Here is a 14,988-nt window from a genome sequence, read left to right on the forward strand (position 1 = left end):
AATCAGGCGGGCACCCTGCCCCGGCGCCATTGCATCAGCGCGCCGAACGCGACGAGCAGTGCAGCACCCAGCGCCACCCAGAGCCGGAAGACGACGCTTTCGGCTTGGGGCGACGGCGCCTCGGCGGGTGTCGGCTCGAGCTTCAGGCCGCTCACGGGCTGGGGGCCGTCCTGCGCCGGGCTCTCGTTCGGAACAGGCTCGGGCGCCGGCGTCGCCACGACCACCGGCGCGATTGGCGGACGCGGCCTGGGCACGGGCGAGGCAGGTGAAGAAAGCTCCGCCTGCGCAAAGCGCTGCACGCCCGCATTGCGCTCGCGCAGTCCCGTCGCCCGAACCGCCTCCGCGTACGCCCGCGCCAACTCGCGCCGCGTGGCGGCATCCGGGCTCCAGTAGTTCAGCCGCACCGCGTCGAGCATGCGCTCCAGCGTCTGCGCGAAGGCCGCGCGGTTGTCGCCTTCCAGCCATTCGCGCGTGCCCAGCCTGTACCGGTCGCGCACGTACACGTCGTGCAGCGACTGCCACTGGTCCTGCCGCACGGCGGCCGGCGCCGTGACCTGCCAGCCCCAGAGGAACTGCGCGGTCTTCAGCACCTGCAGCGTGCCGCTGTAGCCCTCGGCCTTCTGCGCCTCGATCCACTGCGGATGCAGGTAGCGCGTCTGCATCTCGCGCGCGATGGCGCCTGCGGCGGTGTCGGTGCGCACCGCGCTGCCGTCGCGCAGGTTCTGCACGTACAGCGCCGGATCCTTGCCGGTGAGATGCCGCACTGCCTGCGCGATGCCGCCGAGGTACTGGAACGGGTCGTCGTTGGTCAGCACGCCGTACAGGTTGGAGCTGCGTGCCATCAGCGCAGCATCGACCTGCACGAGATTGCCCGCATAGGCACCGGGCCGCACGGCGCCATCGAGGCCCTTGCCGTAGGCATGGCCCATGCGGTCCATGTAGAGCTGCGCCATCTGCGCGTCGCCGCCTCCGCGCTGCTGGTTCTTCCACACCTCGCTCGCAAGCGCGGCTTCTTCCAGCCCGGCGCCGTAGCTGCCCTGCTCGTTCGAGAACACACGGGCCGTCGACCAGCGCTGCGCCTCGCTCGCCGTCGCGCCTTCCGCGCGCAGCCTGCGCGCCATCGCCTCGCTGTTTCCGGCCACGGCATTGCCGGGTTCGCGCAGGGCCGCCACCTGCTGCACCGCCTCGTCGAGCCAGCGCATCACGGCCGGGAACTGGTCGCGGTAGGAGCCGGTGACGCTGACGAGCACGTCGATGCGCGGCCGCTTCAGCTGCAATGCGGGAATGATCTCGATGCCCGCCATGCGCCCGCCCTCGTCCCAGCGCGGCTTCACGCCCATGGCATAGAAGGCCTGGCTCTCCAGCACGCCCTGGTGGCGTGAAGCCTCGCCGGCCCAGAGGGTGAAGGCGATCTTCTTGGGCGCCTTGCCGGCATGGGTCTTCGCATGCTCCGCGATCCAGGCATCCATGGCGGCCACGCCCGTCTCCCAGGCTGCGCGGGTGGGCACCCGGCTCGGGTCGAAGCCGTAGAGGTTGCGACCGGTCGGCAGGCTGTCGGGGTTGCGCACCGGGTCGCCGCCGTAGCTGGACTTCAGGTAGCGGCCGTCGAGCGCGGTCAGCAGGCCCTCGATTTCCTCGTTGTGCGCAAGCACATCGTCGAGCTTGCGGGCGCGCTGGGCCAGCTCCAGCAGCTTCTGCCGGTCGGCGGGCGTCGCGCCCATGGCGCCCGCGGCCTGCGCGTCGGTGAGCGCCTGTTCCACCCAGCGCGCGGGGCGCGAGCCGGCGACGTTCCTCGCGTCGATCAGGAAGGCCTCGTCGATGTCCTCGCCGAGTGCTTCGACCAACGGCTTGCCGAGGATCTGCAGGATGGTCATGCGCCGCCGCTGCGCATCCGGAGCTTGCCCGAAGGTGGCGAGGCCCAGCGGCTGGGCGGTCTGCGCGAGCTCGTCGAGATAGGGATGCAGCACCGCGATGAAGCCGGCGAAATCGGCGCGGATGCGCGCGGGCGTCCAGCCCAGGTCGCGGTCGTAGCGGTGCTCCGCGAACTCGGCCGCGAGCCGCCTTTCCAGCGCGGTCTTCACGGGGCCGGGCGACAGCGTCTCCCACTCGTGCATGCGCTCGTGCATCTCCTGCACGCCGGGGCGGAAGCCGGCGGGCGCGAACAGCGGCGTCGAATGGCTCACCATGGTCGCGCGGCCGCGCCGCTTGGCGGTGGTGGCCTCGCCGAGGTTGTCCATGATGAACGGGTACACGTTGGGCAGGTCGCCCAGCGCGAGCAGCGGATCGTCCTGCACCGACAGCCCGCGCTCCTTGCCCGCCGACCATTCGACCGTGCCGTGCGTGCCGACGTGCACCACGGCGCCGGCACCGAAGCGCGTACGCAGCCAGAGATAGGTGGCGAGGTAGCCGTGGCTCAGCGGAACGGCCGAGCGGTGATAGACCTGCTCGGCCTTGCCGGCCACCTGCGTGCCGGGCTCGAAGCGCGGCGGCTGGCGCAGCACGACCACGTTGCCGAAGCGCACGCGCGGAATCACGAAGGCCGGCTCGCCCGCCACGGGGCGCAGCATGGTCGACTTCTCGGGCGGGCCCCAGTAGCTTTCGATGCGGCGCTGCGTCTCCTGCGGCAGCGCGCGGAACCACGCGAGGTAGGCCGGCAGCGGCAGCGTGTCGGCCAAGCCCCTGTCGAGCAGCGGCTGCAGCTCGTCGCCCTGGCCCGTGGGGTTCGGGTAGTAGGCCTTCATCGTCGCCTGCACCTGCGCGATCAGCGCATCGGTGCCCGGCAGCTCGGTGCCGTAGCCGGCCGACTTCATTGCCGCCAGCATGTTGTTCACACTGCGCGGCACGTTGAGGAAGGAGGCGCCGAAGTTGGCTTCGCCCGGCGGGTAGTTGTAGACCAGCATCGCCACGCGCCGGTCGGCCGGCGGGGTGCGCTGAAGCCGCAGCAGCGCCGCAGCCTTGGCGGCCACGGCGTCGATCTGCGCGGGCAGCGGCTGCAGCGTGCCGGTGGCCGCATCGCGGGCGCTCACGAGCATCGGGTCGGTCATGCCGGCCAGCTCGCTCGGGCTGTAGTAGGAGGCGATGTCGGTCTGCGCGAGGCCGTCCCTGCTCCGCGCCCATTGATCGGCGTCCATCGCCAGCGAGGGCAGCGTCTGCAGCACCGGCACGCCGATGCGCTCCAGCTCGGCCTTGCGCTCGTTCGGGCTGAAGACCAGCGAGGCATTGACGATGACATCGGCCACGCGGCGTTCGCCGTCGTGCGTCATGCGAAAGAACAGGTCCTTCTGCTGGCGCGGGCCGTAGAAAGCGTAGGCGCGCAGGCCGCGCCGTTCGAGCGAGGCGATCAGCGCGTCGAGCCAGCCGGTGTCTTCGCCGGCCACGGTGGCGCTGTTGATCGCGATGGCGACGGTGCCGCTGCGCGCCAGTCCTTCGATGGCCGGGACGCCGGTCTCGATGCGCGGCCATGCCGGGTGATAGAGGCCGGCCAGCGGCATCGGCACGGGATCGGGCAACCCGTCGGCCTTGCCTGGCTGCGCCATCGCCTTCATCGCGGCGCCCAGATTGGCCGCGCCCGGAAAGCGCCAGTATTCGCGCAGCCGCTGCGCCCACGCGGCATCGACGCCACGCTCCGCCGCGAGCGGCGCGGCGGTGGAAGCCTGCCCCTTGGCGACCAGCGCGAACTCGCCGACCAGCACATACGGCACGGTGCCGCGCGAGATCACGTCGCCGAAGCGCGCGGCCGCCGCCTGCGCGACGCTGATGTGCGGCGCATCGACGACCAGCAGGCTCGCGCCTTCCAACGCACCCGCCAATGCCTCGGGCGAATCTTTCGGTGCCGACACCACCTGCAAGGGCAGGCCCGCTTCGCGCGCGGCCGCCTGCAGCCGCACCACCCTTGCCGGCGATACGAGCGAAGTGCTCAGCACCACGACCCGCCCGCCCGCGGGCTGCGCCTGCGCCGGCGCGACGAACCCCAGCGCCGCCAGCAGCCAGAAAAGGAAGACCCGCGTCACTTCCCGCCCGGGCCCGGACCGGCCGGCACCGCATCCGCCGGCACGTAGACCATCGTCCCGTCCTTCAGCTGCCAGGCGGTGCCGGCCTTCTCGCCGTCGCCCTGCCCGGTCGCGCCGCTGGCCTTGAAGCGCGTGATCTTGCGGCCGTCGCGGGTCACGATCTCCATGTTCGGCTGGCCCTCGTTGCGGATGATCGTCACCTTGTCCTGCGCGAAAGGATTCATCGGGTTGTTGATGACCGCGATCATCAGCATGCCGATCACCACCATGAACACGTCGATCAGGTTGATGGTGGAAAGCACCGGGTCGTCGTCGTCGCTGTCCAGGCTGCTCAATATCGAGAACTGGCGCCGGCTGCTCATGAGAGGCGGTCCCGCGCGTCGAGCACCGTCACGAGCTCGCGCATCAGCCAGCGGCGGCGCACGGTGTAGACCACGAAGGTGATCGAGGCCGAGGCCAGCGCCACGATCACGCTCGCGAAGGCCGGTGCCAGGCTCTGCGCCACGCCCTGCGATTCGCCCGAAGCCACGGCAACCAGCGCCGGGCCCATCGGGATCATCGTGGCGATCAGCCCCAGCATCGGCGCCACGCGGCTGCACAGGCGCACGCCCTCGAGCTGCTTGAGCACGACCAGCTCCATCTGCTCCTGGCTGGCCTGCGCATGCGGCTGCAGCACCAGCGCGCGCGACGGGTCGCGACGACGCTGCAGATACTCGACCCCGAACGCGCCCAGGCAGTACACGGCATAGACGAAGGACAGCAGCACGCCCAGCGTCACCGGCCAGAGAAACAGGCGCGCTAGCTCGAAGAGAACGGAGTCGAAGGCCAGCATCAGGTGGGCTCCACGGTGGACGGATGGTCGAAGAGGTCCGAAGGCCGGCCCCAGCCTTCGTCGAACACCAGCGACGCGAGCGGCTCGCGTTTCGCCCAGCGTTCGCGCTGCAGCATCGGCTCTTCGTAGAAGTCGGCCACGGGGCCCAGGCACAGCAAGGCGATGGGTTCCGCGCCTTCGGGCAGGCCCAGCAACGCGGCCACCTCGGCCGGGTCGAACAGCGACACCCAACCCATGCCCAGCCCCTCGGCGCGCGCCGCGAGCCAGATGTTCTGGATGGCACAGGAGGCCGATGCCAGGTCCATCTGCGGCAGCGTGCGGCGGCCGAACACATGCTTCTCGCGGCCGTCGGCCAGCGTCACCGCCAGCAGCTCGGCGGCGTCGAGCAGGCCCTGCACTTTCAGGCGCATGAACTCGTCCTCGCGTTCGCCGAGGGCGCGGGCGGTCAGCACGCGCTCCTGTTCGACGATGCGATGCAACTGGTGCCGAAGCGCCTCGCCACGGATGCGGATGAATCGCCACGGCTGCATGAAGCCCACGCTGGGCGCATGGTGCGCCGCGTCGAGCAGCCGGCGCAGCACCTCGGGCGCGACGCTGCCGCCCGCGAAGTGGCGCATGTCGCGCCGCTCGTGGATGGCGCGATACACCGCCCTCGCCTCGCCAGCCTCGAACGCGTGTGCCATGTTTTTCTTCTTCAGTCCTCGATGCCGCGCTGCGCGGGAATGCCGGCCTTGAAGGCGTGCTTGACCAGCGTCATCTCGGTCACGGTGTCGGCCAGCTCGATGATCTCGGGCGGGCAGCGCCGGCCGGTGAGCGCCACGTGCACGTGCTTCGGCCGCGCGCGCAGGGTTTCGAGCACGCCTTCGAGCGGTAGCCAGCCGTAGATCAGCGGATAGGTGATCTCGTCGAGCACCACGAGGAAGAACTCGCCCGAGAGGATCGCCGCCTTCGCCTTCTCCCAGCCGTCGCGCGCGAGCTGGCCGGAGCGCTCCAGGTCCTGGCTCTTCCAGCTGAAGCCGTCGCCCAGGCCTTCGATCGGGATGCCGATCTGCTCGAACATGCGGTGCTCGCCGAAGCGGGCGCTCGGCACCTTCATGAACTGGTAGATCTTCACGGCCTTGCCGCGGCCATGCGCGCGCAGCGCGAGGCCGAAGGCGGCCGTGCTCTTGCCCTTGCCGTCGCCGGTGTTGACGATGACGATGCCGCGGCGCTCGCCTTCGGGCTTCTCGTAGGGCTTCTCGCTGGGTGGGGTTTCGATCTGCATGGTGTGTTGTTCCTGTGCTTTTTTCTGCGTGGCTACTTCGGCAGCGCGATCCATTGGTCCGCCACGCGATGCACGCGGATGCGGTGGTCGAACACCTGCTCCAGCGCGGCATGGGTGGCCGGGTCGTCGCAGCCGCCATGGCGGACGACGCGGCCCCGGTCCATCACCACCAGTTCGTCGGCCGCCAGTGCCATCGGCAGCTCGTGCAGCACGCTGACCACGGTGCGGCCTTCGGCGACGAGCGCGCGGACGATCTGCATCCAGTCGGCCTGGTGCGGCGGGTCGAGGTTGGCGAGCGGCTCGTCCATCAGCAGCACCTCGGCCTCCACCGCGAGCGCGCGCGCCAGCAGCACGCGCTGGCGTTCGCCGCCCGAGAGCTGGCCCAGCGGGCGGTCTCGCCAGTCCCAGGCCTGGGTGCTGCGCAGGGCCCGCTCCACCGCCTCGCGGTCGGCTTCCCCGGGCGCGGCCAGCCAGCGCTGGTGCGGCAGGCGGCCGAGCATGGCGACGTCGTAGACCATCAGGTCGTCGGCGCTGCCCTCGCCCGTGCCGCTCTGGCCGAGCCAGGAAAGGCGCCGGGCACGCACGCGCGCCGGCACCTTGTCCTGCGCTTCGCCGAAGAGCCGCACTTCGCCGCGATGCGCGAGCAGCCCCGCTAGCGCCTTGAGCAGCGTCGACTTGCCCGCGCCGTTCGGTCCGACGATGCTGGTCCAGCGGGCCGATGGCAGCGCCAAGTCGATGTCGTGCAGCACCTCGGTGACACCGAGCGTGGCGCTCAGGCGGCGCGCCTCGAGCGCGGCGGGCGTGTCGTCGCGGCTCATGCCACGCCTCCGCGCGCGCTGCGCCGGTGCATCAGCCACAGCAGGTAGCTGCCGCCCAGAACGGCCGTGAGCACGCCCACCGGCAGTTCCTGCGGCGCGATCAGCCAGCGCGCGAGCAGGTCGGCCGCCATCAGCAGCAGCCCGCCCATCAGCGCCGACAGCAAGATCAGCCTCGCGTGCGTGGTCTTCACGACCGAACGCACCAGGTGCGGCGCCGCCAGGCCGACGAAGGCGATGAGCCCGGTCTGCGCCACGGCCGCGCCGGTGGCCAGCGCAAGCACGACGACCAGCGCCGCACGCATCGCGCCCAGTGGCAGGCCCAGGCTGCGCGCGGTGGCCTCGCCGAGCGCGAGCCCGTCGAGCACCGGCGCCAGCGCCCAGCCCGCCAGCAGGCAGACGGCGCCGACCATCGCCATCACCGCGCAGGCGCTCCAGCCGACGAGGCCGGTGCTGCCGAGGACGAAGCCCTGGATGGCCTGGAGGATGTCCGCCGAGGCGATGGTGATGAGGTCTTTCGCGGCGCCGAGCACCACGCCGACGATCACGCCGGCCAGCAGCAGCCGCAGCGTCTGCTGCACGCCGCGCGCCAGCATCAGCGTGAGCATCACCGCGAGCACCGCGCCCAGGAAGGCCGCGCCGGTGAGCCCGAGTCGCATCACCCACTGCGCGCTGGCGGCCGAGCCGCCGAACATCAGCAGCGCCAGCGCCACGCCCAGCGAGGCGCCCGAGGCGCTGCCCAGCAGGTACGGATCGGCCAGCGGATTGCGGAAGAGCCCCTGCGCCACCGCGCCCGCCAGCCCGAGCAGCGCGCCCGCGAGCCAGGCGCCGAGCGTGCGCGGCAGGCGGATATCCCACACGATCTGCAGCGCCACCGGGTCGTGCCGCGCAGCGAACAAGCTCTCGAAGCCGGTGCTGCCGATGCCGAGCCCCAGCAGCATGAGCGCGGCGCCCAGCACCAGCAGCCCGGCGCCCAGCAGCAGCACGCGACGCAGATGGGCCGTGTGCCTGACGGTCGCCACGCTCATCGCCCGCCGCCCTTGTCACCGAACTTTTCGCCGAACTTGTCGGCAAGGCATCGGGCCATCAGCCGCGCCGCCTCGTCCATGCGCGGGCCGGGCCGCACGAGCACGTCGGACTGCTCTTCGCTGAAGCGGCAGATGCGTCCTTCGCGCACCGCGCGGATGCCGCCCCAGCCCGGTCGCTGCTCCAGCCCCTGCGCGCTGCGCACGCTCACCATGATGAGATCGGGGTTCGCGCGCACCACGTACTCGGGGTTGAGCTTGGGGAATGGGCCCAGCGAAGCCGGCACGATGTTCTTCATGCCCAGCCGCGCGAGCGTCTCGCCTATGAAGGACGACTCGCCGGCCGCGTACGGCGCACTGTTGACCTCGAAGTACACGCGCATGCCCTTCGCTCCCGCGGGCACCGACTGCGCGGCGGCCGACACGCTGGCGTCGATCACGCGCCAGACCTTGGGCGCCTCGTGCGTGCCAAGTACCTGGTCGAGCTTGTCGAGCACGCGGCGCACGTCGGCATGGCTCTTGGGCTCGAGCACCAGCACCTTCAGGCCCAGCGCCTCCAGCCGCTGCGTGACGCGCGATGACTTGGCCAGCAGCACCGCGTCGGGCTTGAGCGCTACGATGGCCTCCACGTTCGGGTCGATGCCGCCGCCGAGCTGCGGCAGCACCTTCACCTGCGCGGGCGAATTGGAATAGCGATCCACGCCCACCAGCCGGTCGCAGGCGCCGAGCGCGCAGACCGATTCCGTGAGCGACGGCAGCAGCGTGACGATGCGCTGCGGCGGCTGCGGCAGCTCGACGGAAACGCCCCGCTCGTCGACCACGTCGAGCGCATGCGCGGCCAGCGCGAAGAGCGCCAGGCCGAGGGCCGCCAACGCAGCACGGATCTTCCCCATGTTCATGTTCATGCCGCGGGCGCCTTCAGGCTCAGCGGCAGGCCGGCCGCCATCAGCGTGACGCGGCCGCAGGCGGCGGCCACGTCCTGGTTGAGCCGGCCGAGCGCGTCGACGAAGGCGCGCGTCTCGCTGCCCAGCGGGATCACGCCCAGCCCGATCTCGTTGCCCACCAGCACCACCGGCCCGGGCGCATCGCGCAAGGCGACCAGCAGCATGGCGATGTGCGTCGCCGGCGTGCGCGTGACGGGCCGCGCGTCTTCCGAGGGCATGGGCATCAGCAGGTTGGTGAGCCACATCGTGAGGCAGTCGACGACCACCAGCGTCTCGGGCGTGCTCTGCGTGACGATGGCGCGCGCAAGCTCTACCGGCTCCTCGATGGTGCGCATGCCGGGCACGCGCTCGGCGCGGTCGGCCTGGTGGCGCACGATGCGCTCCAGCATCTCGTCGTCGTAGGCCTGCGCGGTGGCGATCAGCACGGCGCGGTGCGTACGCGCATCGGCCGCGAGCCAGTCGATGGCGCGCTGCTCGGCGCGGCGCGACTTGCCGCTCTTCTGGCCGCCGAGGATGAACTCGTGCGCCGGGGTCCTAGGCTTGGTCGGTTGATGCGGCATGGCTCTCCAACTCGATGGGCATGGCGCCGAAAAGGCGCGCGGTGGCTTGCGGACTGGAGGCGAACCACGCGTGGAAATAGCTCGCGCGCACCGGCCCGTGCACGTACAGCGCTTCGCCGGCGCGCCCGCCCACGGGCTGCGTCGCCCCGGGCCGGGCGGTGTGCGCGGCGGGCACGAGCGGCGTCTCGCAGCTGGAATAGTGGAATGTGTGGCCGCGCAGGACATGGCTGCCGAGCGCGAGCTGCTGCGGTCCGAGGCCGGCCAGCCGCTTCTGCATGGTCACGCGGCCGGGCAGCAGGCCCCAGAGGCGATGGACCTGCCCGCCGTCCTGCAGCGCGAGTTCGTCGAACAGCGCCATCATGCCGCCGCACTCGGCCCAGACCGGCTTGCCCGAAGCGACGTGCGCGGCGAGCGATTCGCGCATGGGCGCGCAGGCGGCCAGGGCCCCGGCGTGCAGTTCGGGATAGCCGCCGGGCAGCCAGGCCGCATCGCAGGCAGGCAGTGCATCGCCCGCGAGCGGCGAGAAGAAGCTCAGCCGCGCACCCAGTGCCGTGAGCACGTCGAGGTTCGCCGGGTAGATGAAGGAGAAGGCAGCGTCGCGCGCAATGGCGATGGTGCGGCCGGCGAGCAGCGGCGGTACGGCCTGCGCCTCGTCGGATGCGGGAGCCTCGAAGCGCACCTGCGGCATGCGGGCAACCGGCATCTGTCCGAGCGGCGTGGCGGCCAGCACGTCGGCCGCCGCATCTAGCCTCGCCATCGCGTCGCCGAGTTCGGTGGCGGCCACCAGCCCCAGGTGCCGCTCGGGCAGCGTGAACCCCGCTTCGCGCGGCAAGGCGCCGAGCCATTGCGAGGGATCGCGCAATGCGTCCTTCAGCATGCCCGCGTGCCGCTCACTGGCCACGCGGTTCGCCAGCACGCCCGCCCACGGCAGGCCGGGGCGGAAGTTCTGCAGCCCGTAGGCCAGCGCGCCGAAGGTGCCCGCCATGGCCTGCGCATCGATCACCGCCAGCACCGGCAGGCCGAAGCGCTGCGCCAGGTCGGCGGCACTGGGAGTGCCGTCGAAGAGGCCCATCACGCCCTCGACGATCAGCAGGTCGCATCCGGCCGCCGCCTCGTGCAGGCGCGCGCGGCAGTCGGCCTCGCCGGTCATCCAGAGATCGAGCGAGTGCACGGGCGCGCCAGTGGCCAGCGCAAGCCAGTGCGGGTCGAGGAAATCGGGGCCGCACTTGAAGGCGCGCACGCGCCGGCCCTGGCGCGCATGCAGCCGCGCCAGCGCGGCCGCGACGGTGGTCTTGCCCTGCCCCGAGGCCGGGGCGGCCACGAGCACGGCGGCGCATGAAACCGCCGCGGCACCGCTGGCGGTGCCGTTCGGACGGGAAGATGAGCTTATTGAGGCGTCCACTTGAGACCGACGTACGCGGTGCGGCCTGCGGTGGCGTACAGCCGCGCGAACTGGTAGTCCTTGTTGCCCGCATTGTCGACGCGCGCGACCAGGTTGAGGTCGCGCGTGATCTGCGTGGTGGCCGACAGGTTCAGCACCGTGTAGCCGCCGAGCTTGACGCTGTTGGCGGCATCGTCGTAGCGGCGGCTGGAGGTCTGCACCTCGGCTCCCAGCGTCCAGCCAGCGACGCGCCAGTCGGCGCCGATGGTGGCGTGGCGCTGCGCGCGGCGGGCCAGCAGGTTGTGGGTGGCAAGGTCGCGCGGGTCCTGGAAGTCGAGCGAGCTGCGCAGCGTGACGTCGCCGATGCGGTGGCTGCCCGACAGCGTGACGCCCTGGTAGCGCGCGCGGGCCGTGCTCGCGTAGCAGCCGAAGGACGAGGCGCAGCCCTTGGCCGAGCCGTCGAACACGATCAGGTTCTGCACGCGGTTGGCGTACGCCACCACGCCCAGCTGGGTGGCGCCTTCGGTGTACTGCAGGCCCAGCTCTAGGTTGCGGCTCGATTCGGGCTTGAGCGTGGCCAGGCCGTATTCGCTGAAGCGCTGGTACAGCGTGGGCACGCGGAAGGCGGTGCCGGCCGACGCCGTGAAGCGCAGCGACGGCGTGATGGCGTAGCCGTAGGCCGCGCTGCCGGTGGTCTTGCCGCCGAACTCGCTGTCCCTGTCGTGGCGCACGTGCAGTTGCAGCGAGTGCGGGCCCTGCACGAAGCCGTAGCCGAGCGAAATGGCGTTCTGCGAGCGGTCGCGCGACAGCAGCTTCGAGGTGGTGGTGGCCGCGTTCTCGAGCGCGTCCTCGCGGCGCTCCAGCGTGGCGGTGACAAGGTGCGGGCCGAAGCGGAATTCGTTCTGGAACAGGTAACCGCGCAGCTTGGTCTCGGTCCGGTAGAACGAGGGCTGCGTCTTGTAGACCGACTGCGAGTCGGTCACCTGCACGCGGGTGCTGTAGACGTCGTTCCACTTGGCCGACCAGGTCAGGCCGGCGGTGCGCAGCGTGTTGCTCGACACGTCGTCGCGGAACAGGATCGGCGGCTTGGTCTTGTAGGCCACGGTGGCGTCGTAGCCCGCCTTGGTGTCGCTGGCGAGCATCGTGGCCTCGATGCGCTGGTCGGGCGTGATCTGGAAGCCCAGCTTCACGTTGCCCGAGGTGCTGTTGTAGCCGTCGCGGTCGGGGCTGGTGAAGCCGTCCTTGGTCACGTTGCGCTTGTCCACGGGCTGCACGTTGTAGCCCTTGCTCTCTTCGTGCGCCACGCCGAACGAGTAGTCGAAGAGGCCCGACTTGCCGCTCACGCCGCCTTCGATCTTGCGCAGGCCGTAGCTGCCGATGCCGATGCCCGCGTAGGGCGACACGCCCTCCTCGCCGCGCCTGGTGAAAAGCTGGATCACGCCGCCCACGGCGTCGGAGCCGTAGACCGCGGCGGCCGGGCCGCGCAGCACTTCGATGCGGTCGATCTGCGAGAGCGGAATGCCTTCCCAGCCGGCGCCGCCGGTGGATTGCGAGTCGATGCGCACGCCGTCGAGGTACACGGCGGTGAAGCGCGTCTCGGCGCCACGGATGAACAGGCTGGTGGTGTTGCCCACGCCGCCGGAGCGCGAGATCTCGATGCCGGGCAGGCGCGAGAGCACGTCGGCCACGCCGGTCGCGCCGCTGCGCTCGATCGCCTTGCGGTCGACGATGGAGACGTCACCCACGAGGTCCGACAGCGGCTGCGGCGTGCGGTTGGCCGTGACCACCGTCTCGGCGAGAGCTGGCGCCTCCTGCGCATGGACCGCCGTGCCGCCGAAGGCGGAAACCAGTGCGAGCGGCAGGCAGGCCTGGCGAAAACGGCGCGCAGGAACGCGGCCGCGGGAAAAGCAAACGTGGGAAATCATGAATCAAGCGAACGAACGTCAATACCCCTGGCCGGCCTCCCCGCCGGCGCCTGGGCGCAATGGCCGCGCATGCGTTCATCGTCGACGCGTGCGGCAGCCGCCTTGTTGGCCGGTATCCGGGCTGGCAGAACGGCTCCTCACCGCCTTCCCAGACACCTGTTTCAGGGCGTCCAGTGGCTTCGATGGAAAGGGGCTGGCACCTTGCGGCGCCGTCTGCTTGACCGTTGCGGGGGCAGCGCAGGCGGCTTCGGCCTTGTTCCGGTACGAACCCGGGGCTTCCACTCCTGCTTCCCGTTGAACTGCGCCGTGCGAACCACGGCGCGAGCACCAACGGGCGGAATTCTATGCCCTGCCCAGCGGTGCTTAAGTCGAAAGTCGTGGTACCGCTAACATCGACGGCCATGATGCGGCCCGCCTCGGTCTTCCTGAATCTTCGCTCGGCGCTGCAGCGTCTCTTCGGTGTCTCGGGCTGGCAGTCGATGCTGCTGTGGTCCATCGTGGCCGGACTGCTCGGCACGCTGGCGACCGAACTCTTTCGCGCGGCACTGCTCGCCTTCGAGCATCTGGTGCTCGGGCCGGGCGAAGGACTCGTGGCGATGGCCAAGCACCTGCCGTGGTGGGCGCGCATCGCCTGCCCCACGTTGGGCGGGCTGGTGGCGGGACTGCTGCTGGTGCTCGCGAAGCGCGTGGCCGAACGCAGCGCCACCTCGGACTACATGGAAGCCATCGTGCTGGGCGACGGGCGCATTCCGGTGGCGCAGACGCTGGCGCGCAGCGCGTCCTCGCTGGTGAGCATCGGCACCGGCGGCTCGATCGGGCGCGAGGGCTCGATGGTGCAGCTGGCGGCGCTGGCCTCTTCGCTGTTCGGGCAGGTGTTTCGCTTTCCGGCCGAGCGGCTGCGGCTGCTGGTGGCCTGCGGCGCGGCGGCCGGCCTCACGGCTGCCTACAACGCGCCCATTGCCGGCGCCTTCTTCGTCGCGGAGATCGTGCTGGGCTCCATCGCGATGGAAAGCGTGGGGCCGATCATCATCGCCTCGGTAGTCGCCAACGTCGCGATGCGGGCGCTGCCGGGCTACCAGCCGCCCTACAGGATGCCGCCGTTCCCGGAAATCCACGGCACCGAGGTCGTGCTGTTCTGCGTGCTCGGCGTGCTGCTGGGCTTCGCGGCGGTCGGCTTCCTGCGCGCGCTGCAGGGCAGCCGGGCGTTGTTCTCGCGGCTGCCGATCGCTCTGCCGTTGCGGCTGGCGCTGGGCGGGCTCGTGATGGGCGCGGTGTCGGTGCCGATGCCGGAGGTCTGGGGCAATGGCTACAGCGTGGTCAATTCGGTGCTGCACACGCCATGGGCATGGACGCTGATCGCGATGGTGTTGCTCGCCAAGGCGGTCGCCACCATGGCCACGGCGGGCTCGGGCGCGGTGGGCGGCGTGTTCACGCCCGCGCTCTTCTTCGGCTGCATGATCGGCGCGCTGTTCGGCCAGGGCGTGCAGGCGCTGTGGCCGGCGGCGAGCTCGGCGCCCTTCGCCTACGCCATCGTCGGCATGGGAGCCTTCCTGGCGGGCGCGACGCAGGCGCCGCTCATGGCCATCCTGATGATCTTCGAGATGACGCTGAGCTACCAGGTCATGCTGCCGCTGATGGCCGCGAGCGTCATCGCGTACTTCGTCGCGCGCTCGGCCAATGCGGGTTCGATGTACGAGATCACGCTGCATCGCAACGCGCAGCGCGACGACCAGATGCGCCTGCGCGGGCTGCACATGCGCGACCTGGTGCAGCCGGCCGAAACGGTGGTCGGACCGCAGGCGGACCGCGAGGCGATGAGCAGGCTCTTCCTGCAGCACCCCGTGAAGTATCTGTACGTGGTGGACGCGGACAAGCGCTATCTCGGCGTGGTGCCGCTCTCGTCGCTCGGTACGGCGCCCCAGGAGACGACGGCCGCCGCCCTGCTCTCCCAAACGATCCAGCCGATCACCGCCGGCACCGGGCTGGGCGAGGCGCTGCAGCGCTTTCTCGACCACCTGGGCGAGCGGCTGCCGGTGATCGAGAGCGCGGAAAACCCCGTGCTGCTGGGCGTGGTCGCCAAGAGCGCGCTGCTGGCCACCTACGTGCGGCTGAGCGAGGCCTGAAAAGGCCGCGAAGGGTTTGATCGGCAGGCTGCAAAGCCGCAGAATCCCTGCCACGTCGGGCAGCGCGTCCGGCCTCGGCGGGACCGCCTCCCCGGGAAACTACAATCGC

At 70.9% G+C, this 14,988-nt stretch carries 12 protein-coding genes and 1 riboswitch; of the genes, 1 reads left to right on the forward strand and 11 read right to left on the reverse strand.

The annotated features are described in order from the left end of the window. Positions 1 to 2 precede the first annotated feature (2 nt). From cobN to BMY35_RS19410, 11 genes are read right to left on the reverse strand one after another with little or no spacing between them, the layout of a single operon-like run. Positions 3 to 4,010, reverse strand: a complete 4,008-nt coding sequence (gene cobN / locus BMY35_RS19360) for a cobaltochelatase subunit CobN (protein ID WP_093202461.1) — start codon at positions 4,008 to 4,010, stop codon at positions 3 to 5. Next, positions 4,007 to 4,372: a DUF2149 domain-containing protein gene (locus BMY35_RS19365; RefSeq protein ID WP_093202464.1), complete on the reverse strand. Its 366-nt coding sequence runs from the start codon at positions 4,370 to 4,372 to the stop codon at positions 4,007 to 4,009. The genes cobN and BMY35_RS19365 overlap by 4 nt, the downstream gene beginning before the upstream one ends. Further along, on the reverse strand, positions 4,369 to 4,842 hold the full coding sequence (locus tag BMY35_RS19370) for a MotA/TolQ/ExbB proton channel family protein (protein WP_093202467.1): 474 nt from the start codon (positions 4,840 to 4,842) through the stop codon (positions 4,369 to 4,371). Before BMY35_RS19370 ends, BMY35_RS19365 begins: the two co-directional genes overlap by 4 nt. Beyond that, entirely contained in the window at positions 4,842 to 5,525 is a 684-nt protein-coding gene (gene bluB, locus BMY35_RS19375) for a 5,6-dimethylbenzimidazole synthase (RefSeq protein ID WP_093202469.1), read from the reverse strand. The genes BMY35_RS19370 and bluB overlap by 1 nt, the downstream gene beginning before the upstream one ends. A gap of 11 nt (positions 5,526 to 5,536) precedes the next feature. Continuing rightward, positions 5,537 to 6,160, reverse strand: coding sequence for a cob(I)yrinic acid a,c-diamide adenosyltransferase (gene cobO / locus BMY35_RS19380; RefSeq protein ID WP_256228859.1), 624 nt, complete (start codon positions 6,158 to 6,160; stop codon positions 5,537 to 5,539). Next, positions 6,139 to 6,924 (reverse strand): ABC transporter ATP-binding protein, encoded by a 786-nt coding sequence (locus tag BMY35_RS19385; RefSeq protein ID WP_093202474.1) that lies wholly within the window; start codon positions 6,922 to 6,924, stop codon positions 6,139 to 6,141. Before BMY35_RS19385 ends, cobO begins: the two co-directional genes overlap by 22 nt. Continuing rightward, on the reverse strand, positions 6,921 to 7,949 hold the full coding sequence (locus BMY35_RS19390) for a FecCD family ABC transporter permease (RefSeq protein ID WP_093202477.1): 1,029 nt from the start codon (positions 7,947 to 7,949) through the stop codon (positions 6,921 to 6,923). Before BMY35_RS19390 ends, BMY35_RS19385 begins: the two co-directional genes overlap by 4 nt. After that, a complete protein-coding gene (locus BMY35_RS19395) occupies positions 7,946 to 8,845 on the reverse strand; it encodes an ABC transporter substrate-binding protein (protein WP_093202928.1) in 900 nt (299 codons plus the stop codon). Before BMY35_RS19395 ends, BMY35_RS19390 begins: the two co-directional genes overlap by 4 nt. A 2-nt stretch (positions 8,846 to 8,847) precedes the next feature. Continuing rightward, positions 8,848 to 9,450, reverse strand: a complete 603-nt coding sequence (locus BMY35_RS19400; RefSeq protein ID WP_093202479.1) for a bifunctional adenosylcobinamide kinase/adenosylcobinamide-phosphate guanylyltransferase — start codon at positions 9,448 to 9,450, stop codon at positions 8,848 to 8,850. Beyond that, entirely contained in the window at positions 9,425 to 10,852 is a 1,428-nt protein-coding gene (locus BMY35_RS19405; RefSeq protein WP_256228862.1) for a cobyrinic acid a,c-diamide synthase CobB, read from the reverse strand. Before BMY35_RS19405 ends, BMY35_RS19400 begins: the two co-directional genes overlap by 26 nt. After that, entirely contained in the window at positions 10,837 to 12,756 is a 1,920-nt protein-coding gene (locus BMY35_RS19410; protein WP_093202481.1) for a TonB-dependent receptor domain-containing protein, read from the reverse strand. Before BMY35_RS19410 ends, BMY35_RS19405 begins: the two co-directional genes overlap by 16 nt. Before the next feature lie 89 nt (positions 12,757 to 12,845). Next, positions 12,846 to 13,103: riboswitch (cobalamin riboswitch) on the reverse strand. 54 nt (positions 13,104 to 13,157) lie between these two features. On the opposite strand from BMY35_RS19410, the gene BMY35_RS19415 reads away from it, so the two are divergent. Beyond that, entirely contained in the window at positions 13,158 to 14,879 is a 1,722-nt protein-coding gene (locus BMY35_RS19415) for a ClcB-like voltage-gated chloride channel protein (RefSeq protein ID WP_093202484.1), read from the forward strand. Positions 14,880 to 14,988: the final 109 nt, after the last annotated feature.

The organism is Variovorax sp. YR750 (genome assembly GCF_900109805.1).
Classification (GTDB): Bacteria; Pseudomonadota; Gammaproteobacteria; order Burkholderiales; family Burkholderiaceae_C; genus Variovorax; species Variovorax gossypii.

Bases quoted from the DNA above. Each gene is read 5' to 3' on its own strand.
- BMY35_RS19365 (WP_093202464.1), bottom strand. From the start codon at position 4,372: ATGAGCAGCCGGCGCCAGTTCTCGATATTGAGCAGCCTGGACAGCGAC.
- BMY35_RS19370 (WP_093202467.1), bottom strand. From the start codon at position 4,842: ATGCTGGCCTTCGACTCCGTTCTCTTCGAGCTAGCGCGCCTGTTTCTC.
- bluB (WP_093202469.1), bottom strand. From the start codon at position 5,525: ATGGCACACGCGTTCGAGGCTGGCGAGGCGAGGGCGGTGTATCGCGCC.
- cobO (WP_256228859.1), bottom strand. From the start codon at position 6,160: ATGGATCGCGCTGCCGAAGTAGCCACGCAGAAAAAAGCACAGGAACAA.
- BMY35_RS19385 (WP_093202474.1), bottom strand. From the start codon at position 6,924: ATGAGCCGCGACGACACGCCCGCCGCGCTCGAGGCGCGCCGCCTGAGC.
- BMY35_RS19390 (WP_093202477.1), bottom strand. From the start codon at position 7,949: ATGAGCGTGGCGACCGTCAGGCACACGGCCCATCTGCGTCGCGTGCTG.
- BMY35_RS19395 (WP_093202928.1), bottom strand. From the start codon at position 8,845: ATGAACATGGGGAAGATCCGTGCTGCGTTGGCGGCCCTCGGCCTGGCG.
- BMY35_RS19400 (WP_093202479.1), bottom strand. From the start codon at position 9,450: ATGCCGCATCAACCGACCAAGCCTAGGACCCCGGCGCACGAGTTCATC.
- BMY35_RS19410 (WP_093202481.1), bottom strand. From the start codon at position 12,756: ATGATTTCCCACGTTTGCTTTTCCCGCGGCCGCGTTCCTGCGCGCCGT.
- BMY35_RS19415 (WP_093202484.1), top strand. From the start codon at position 13,158: ATGATGCGGCCCGCCTCGGTCTTCCTGAATCTTCGCTCGGCGCTGCAG.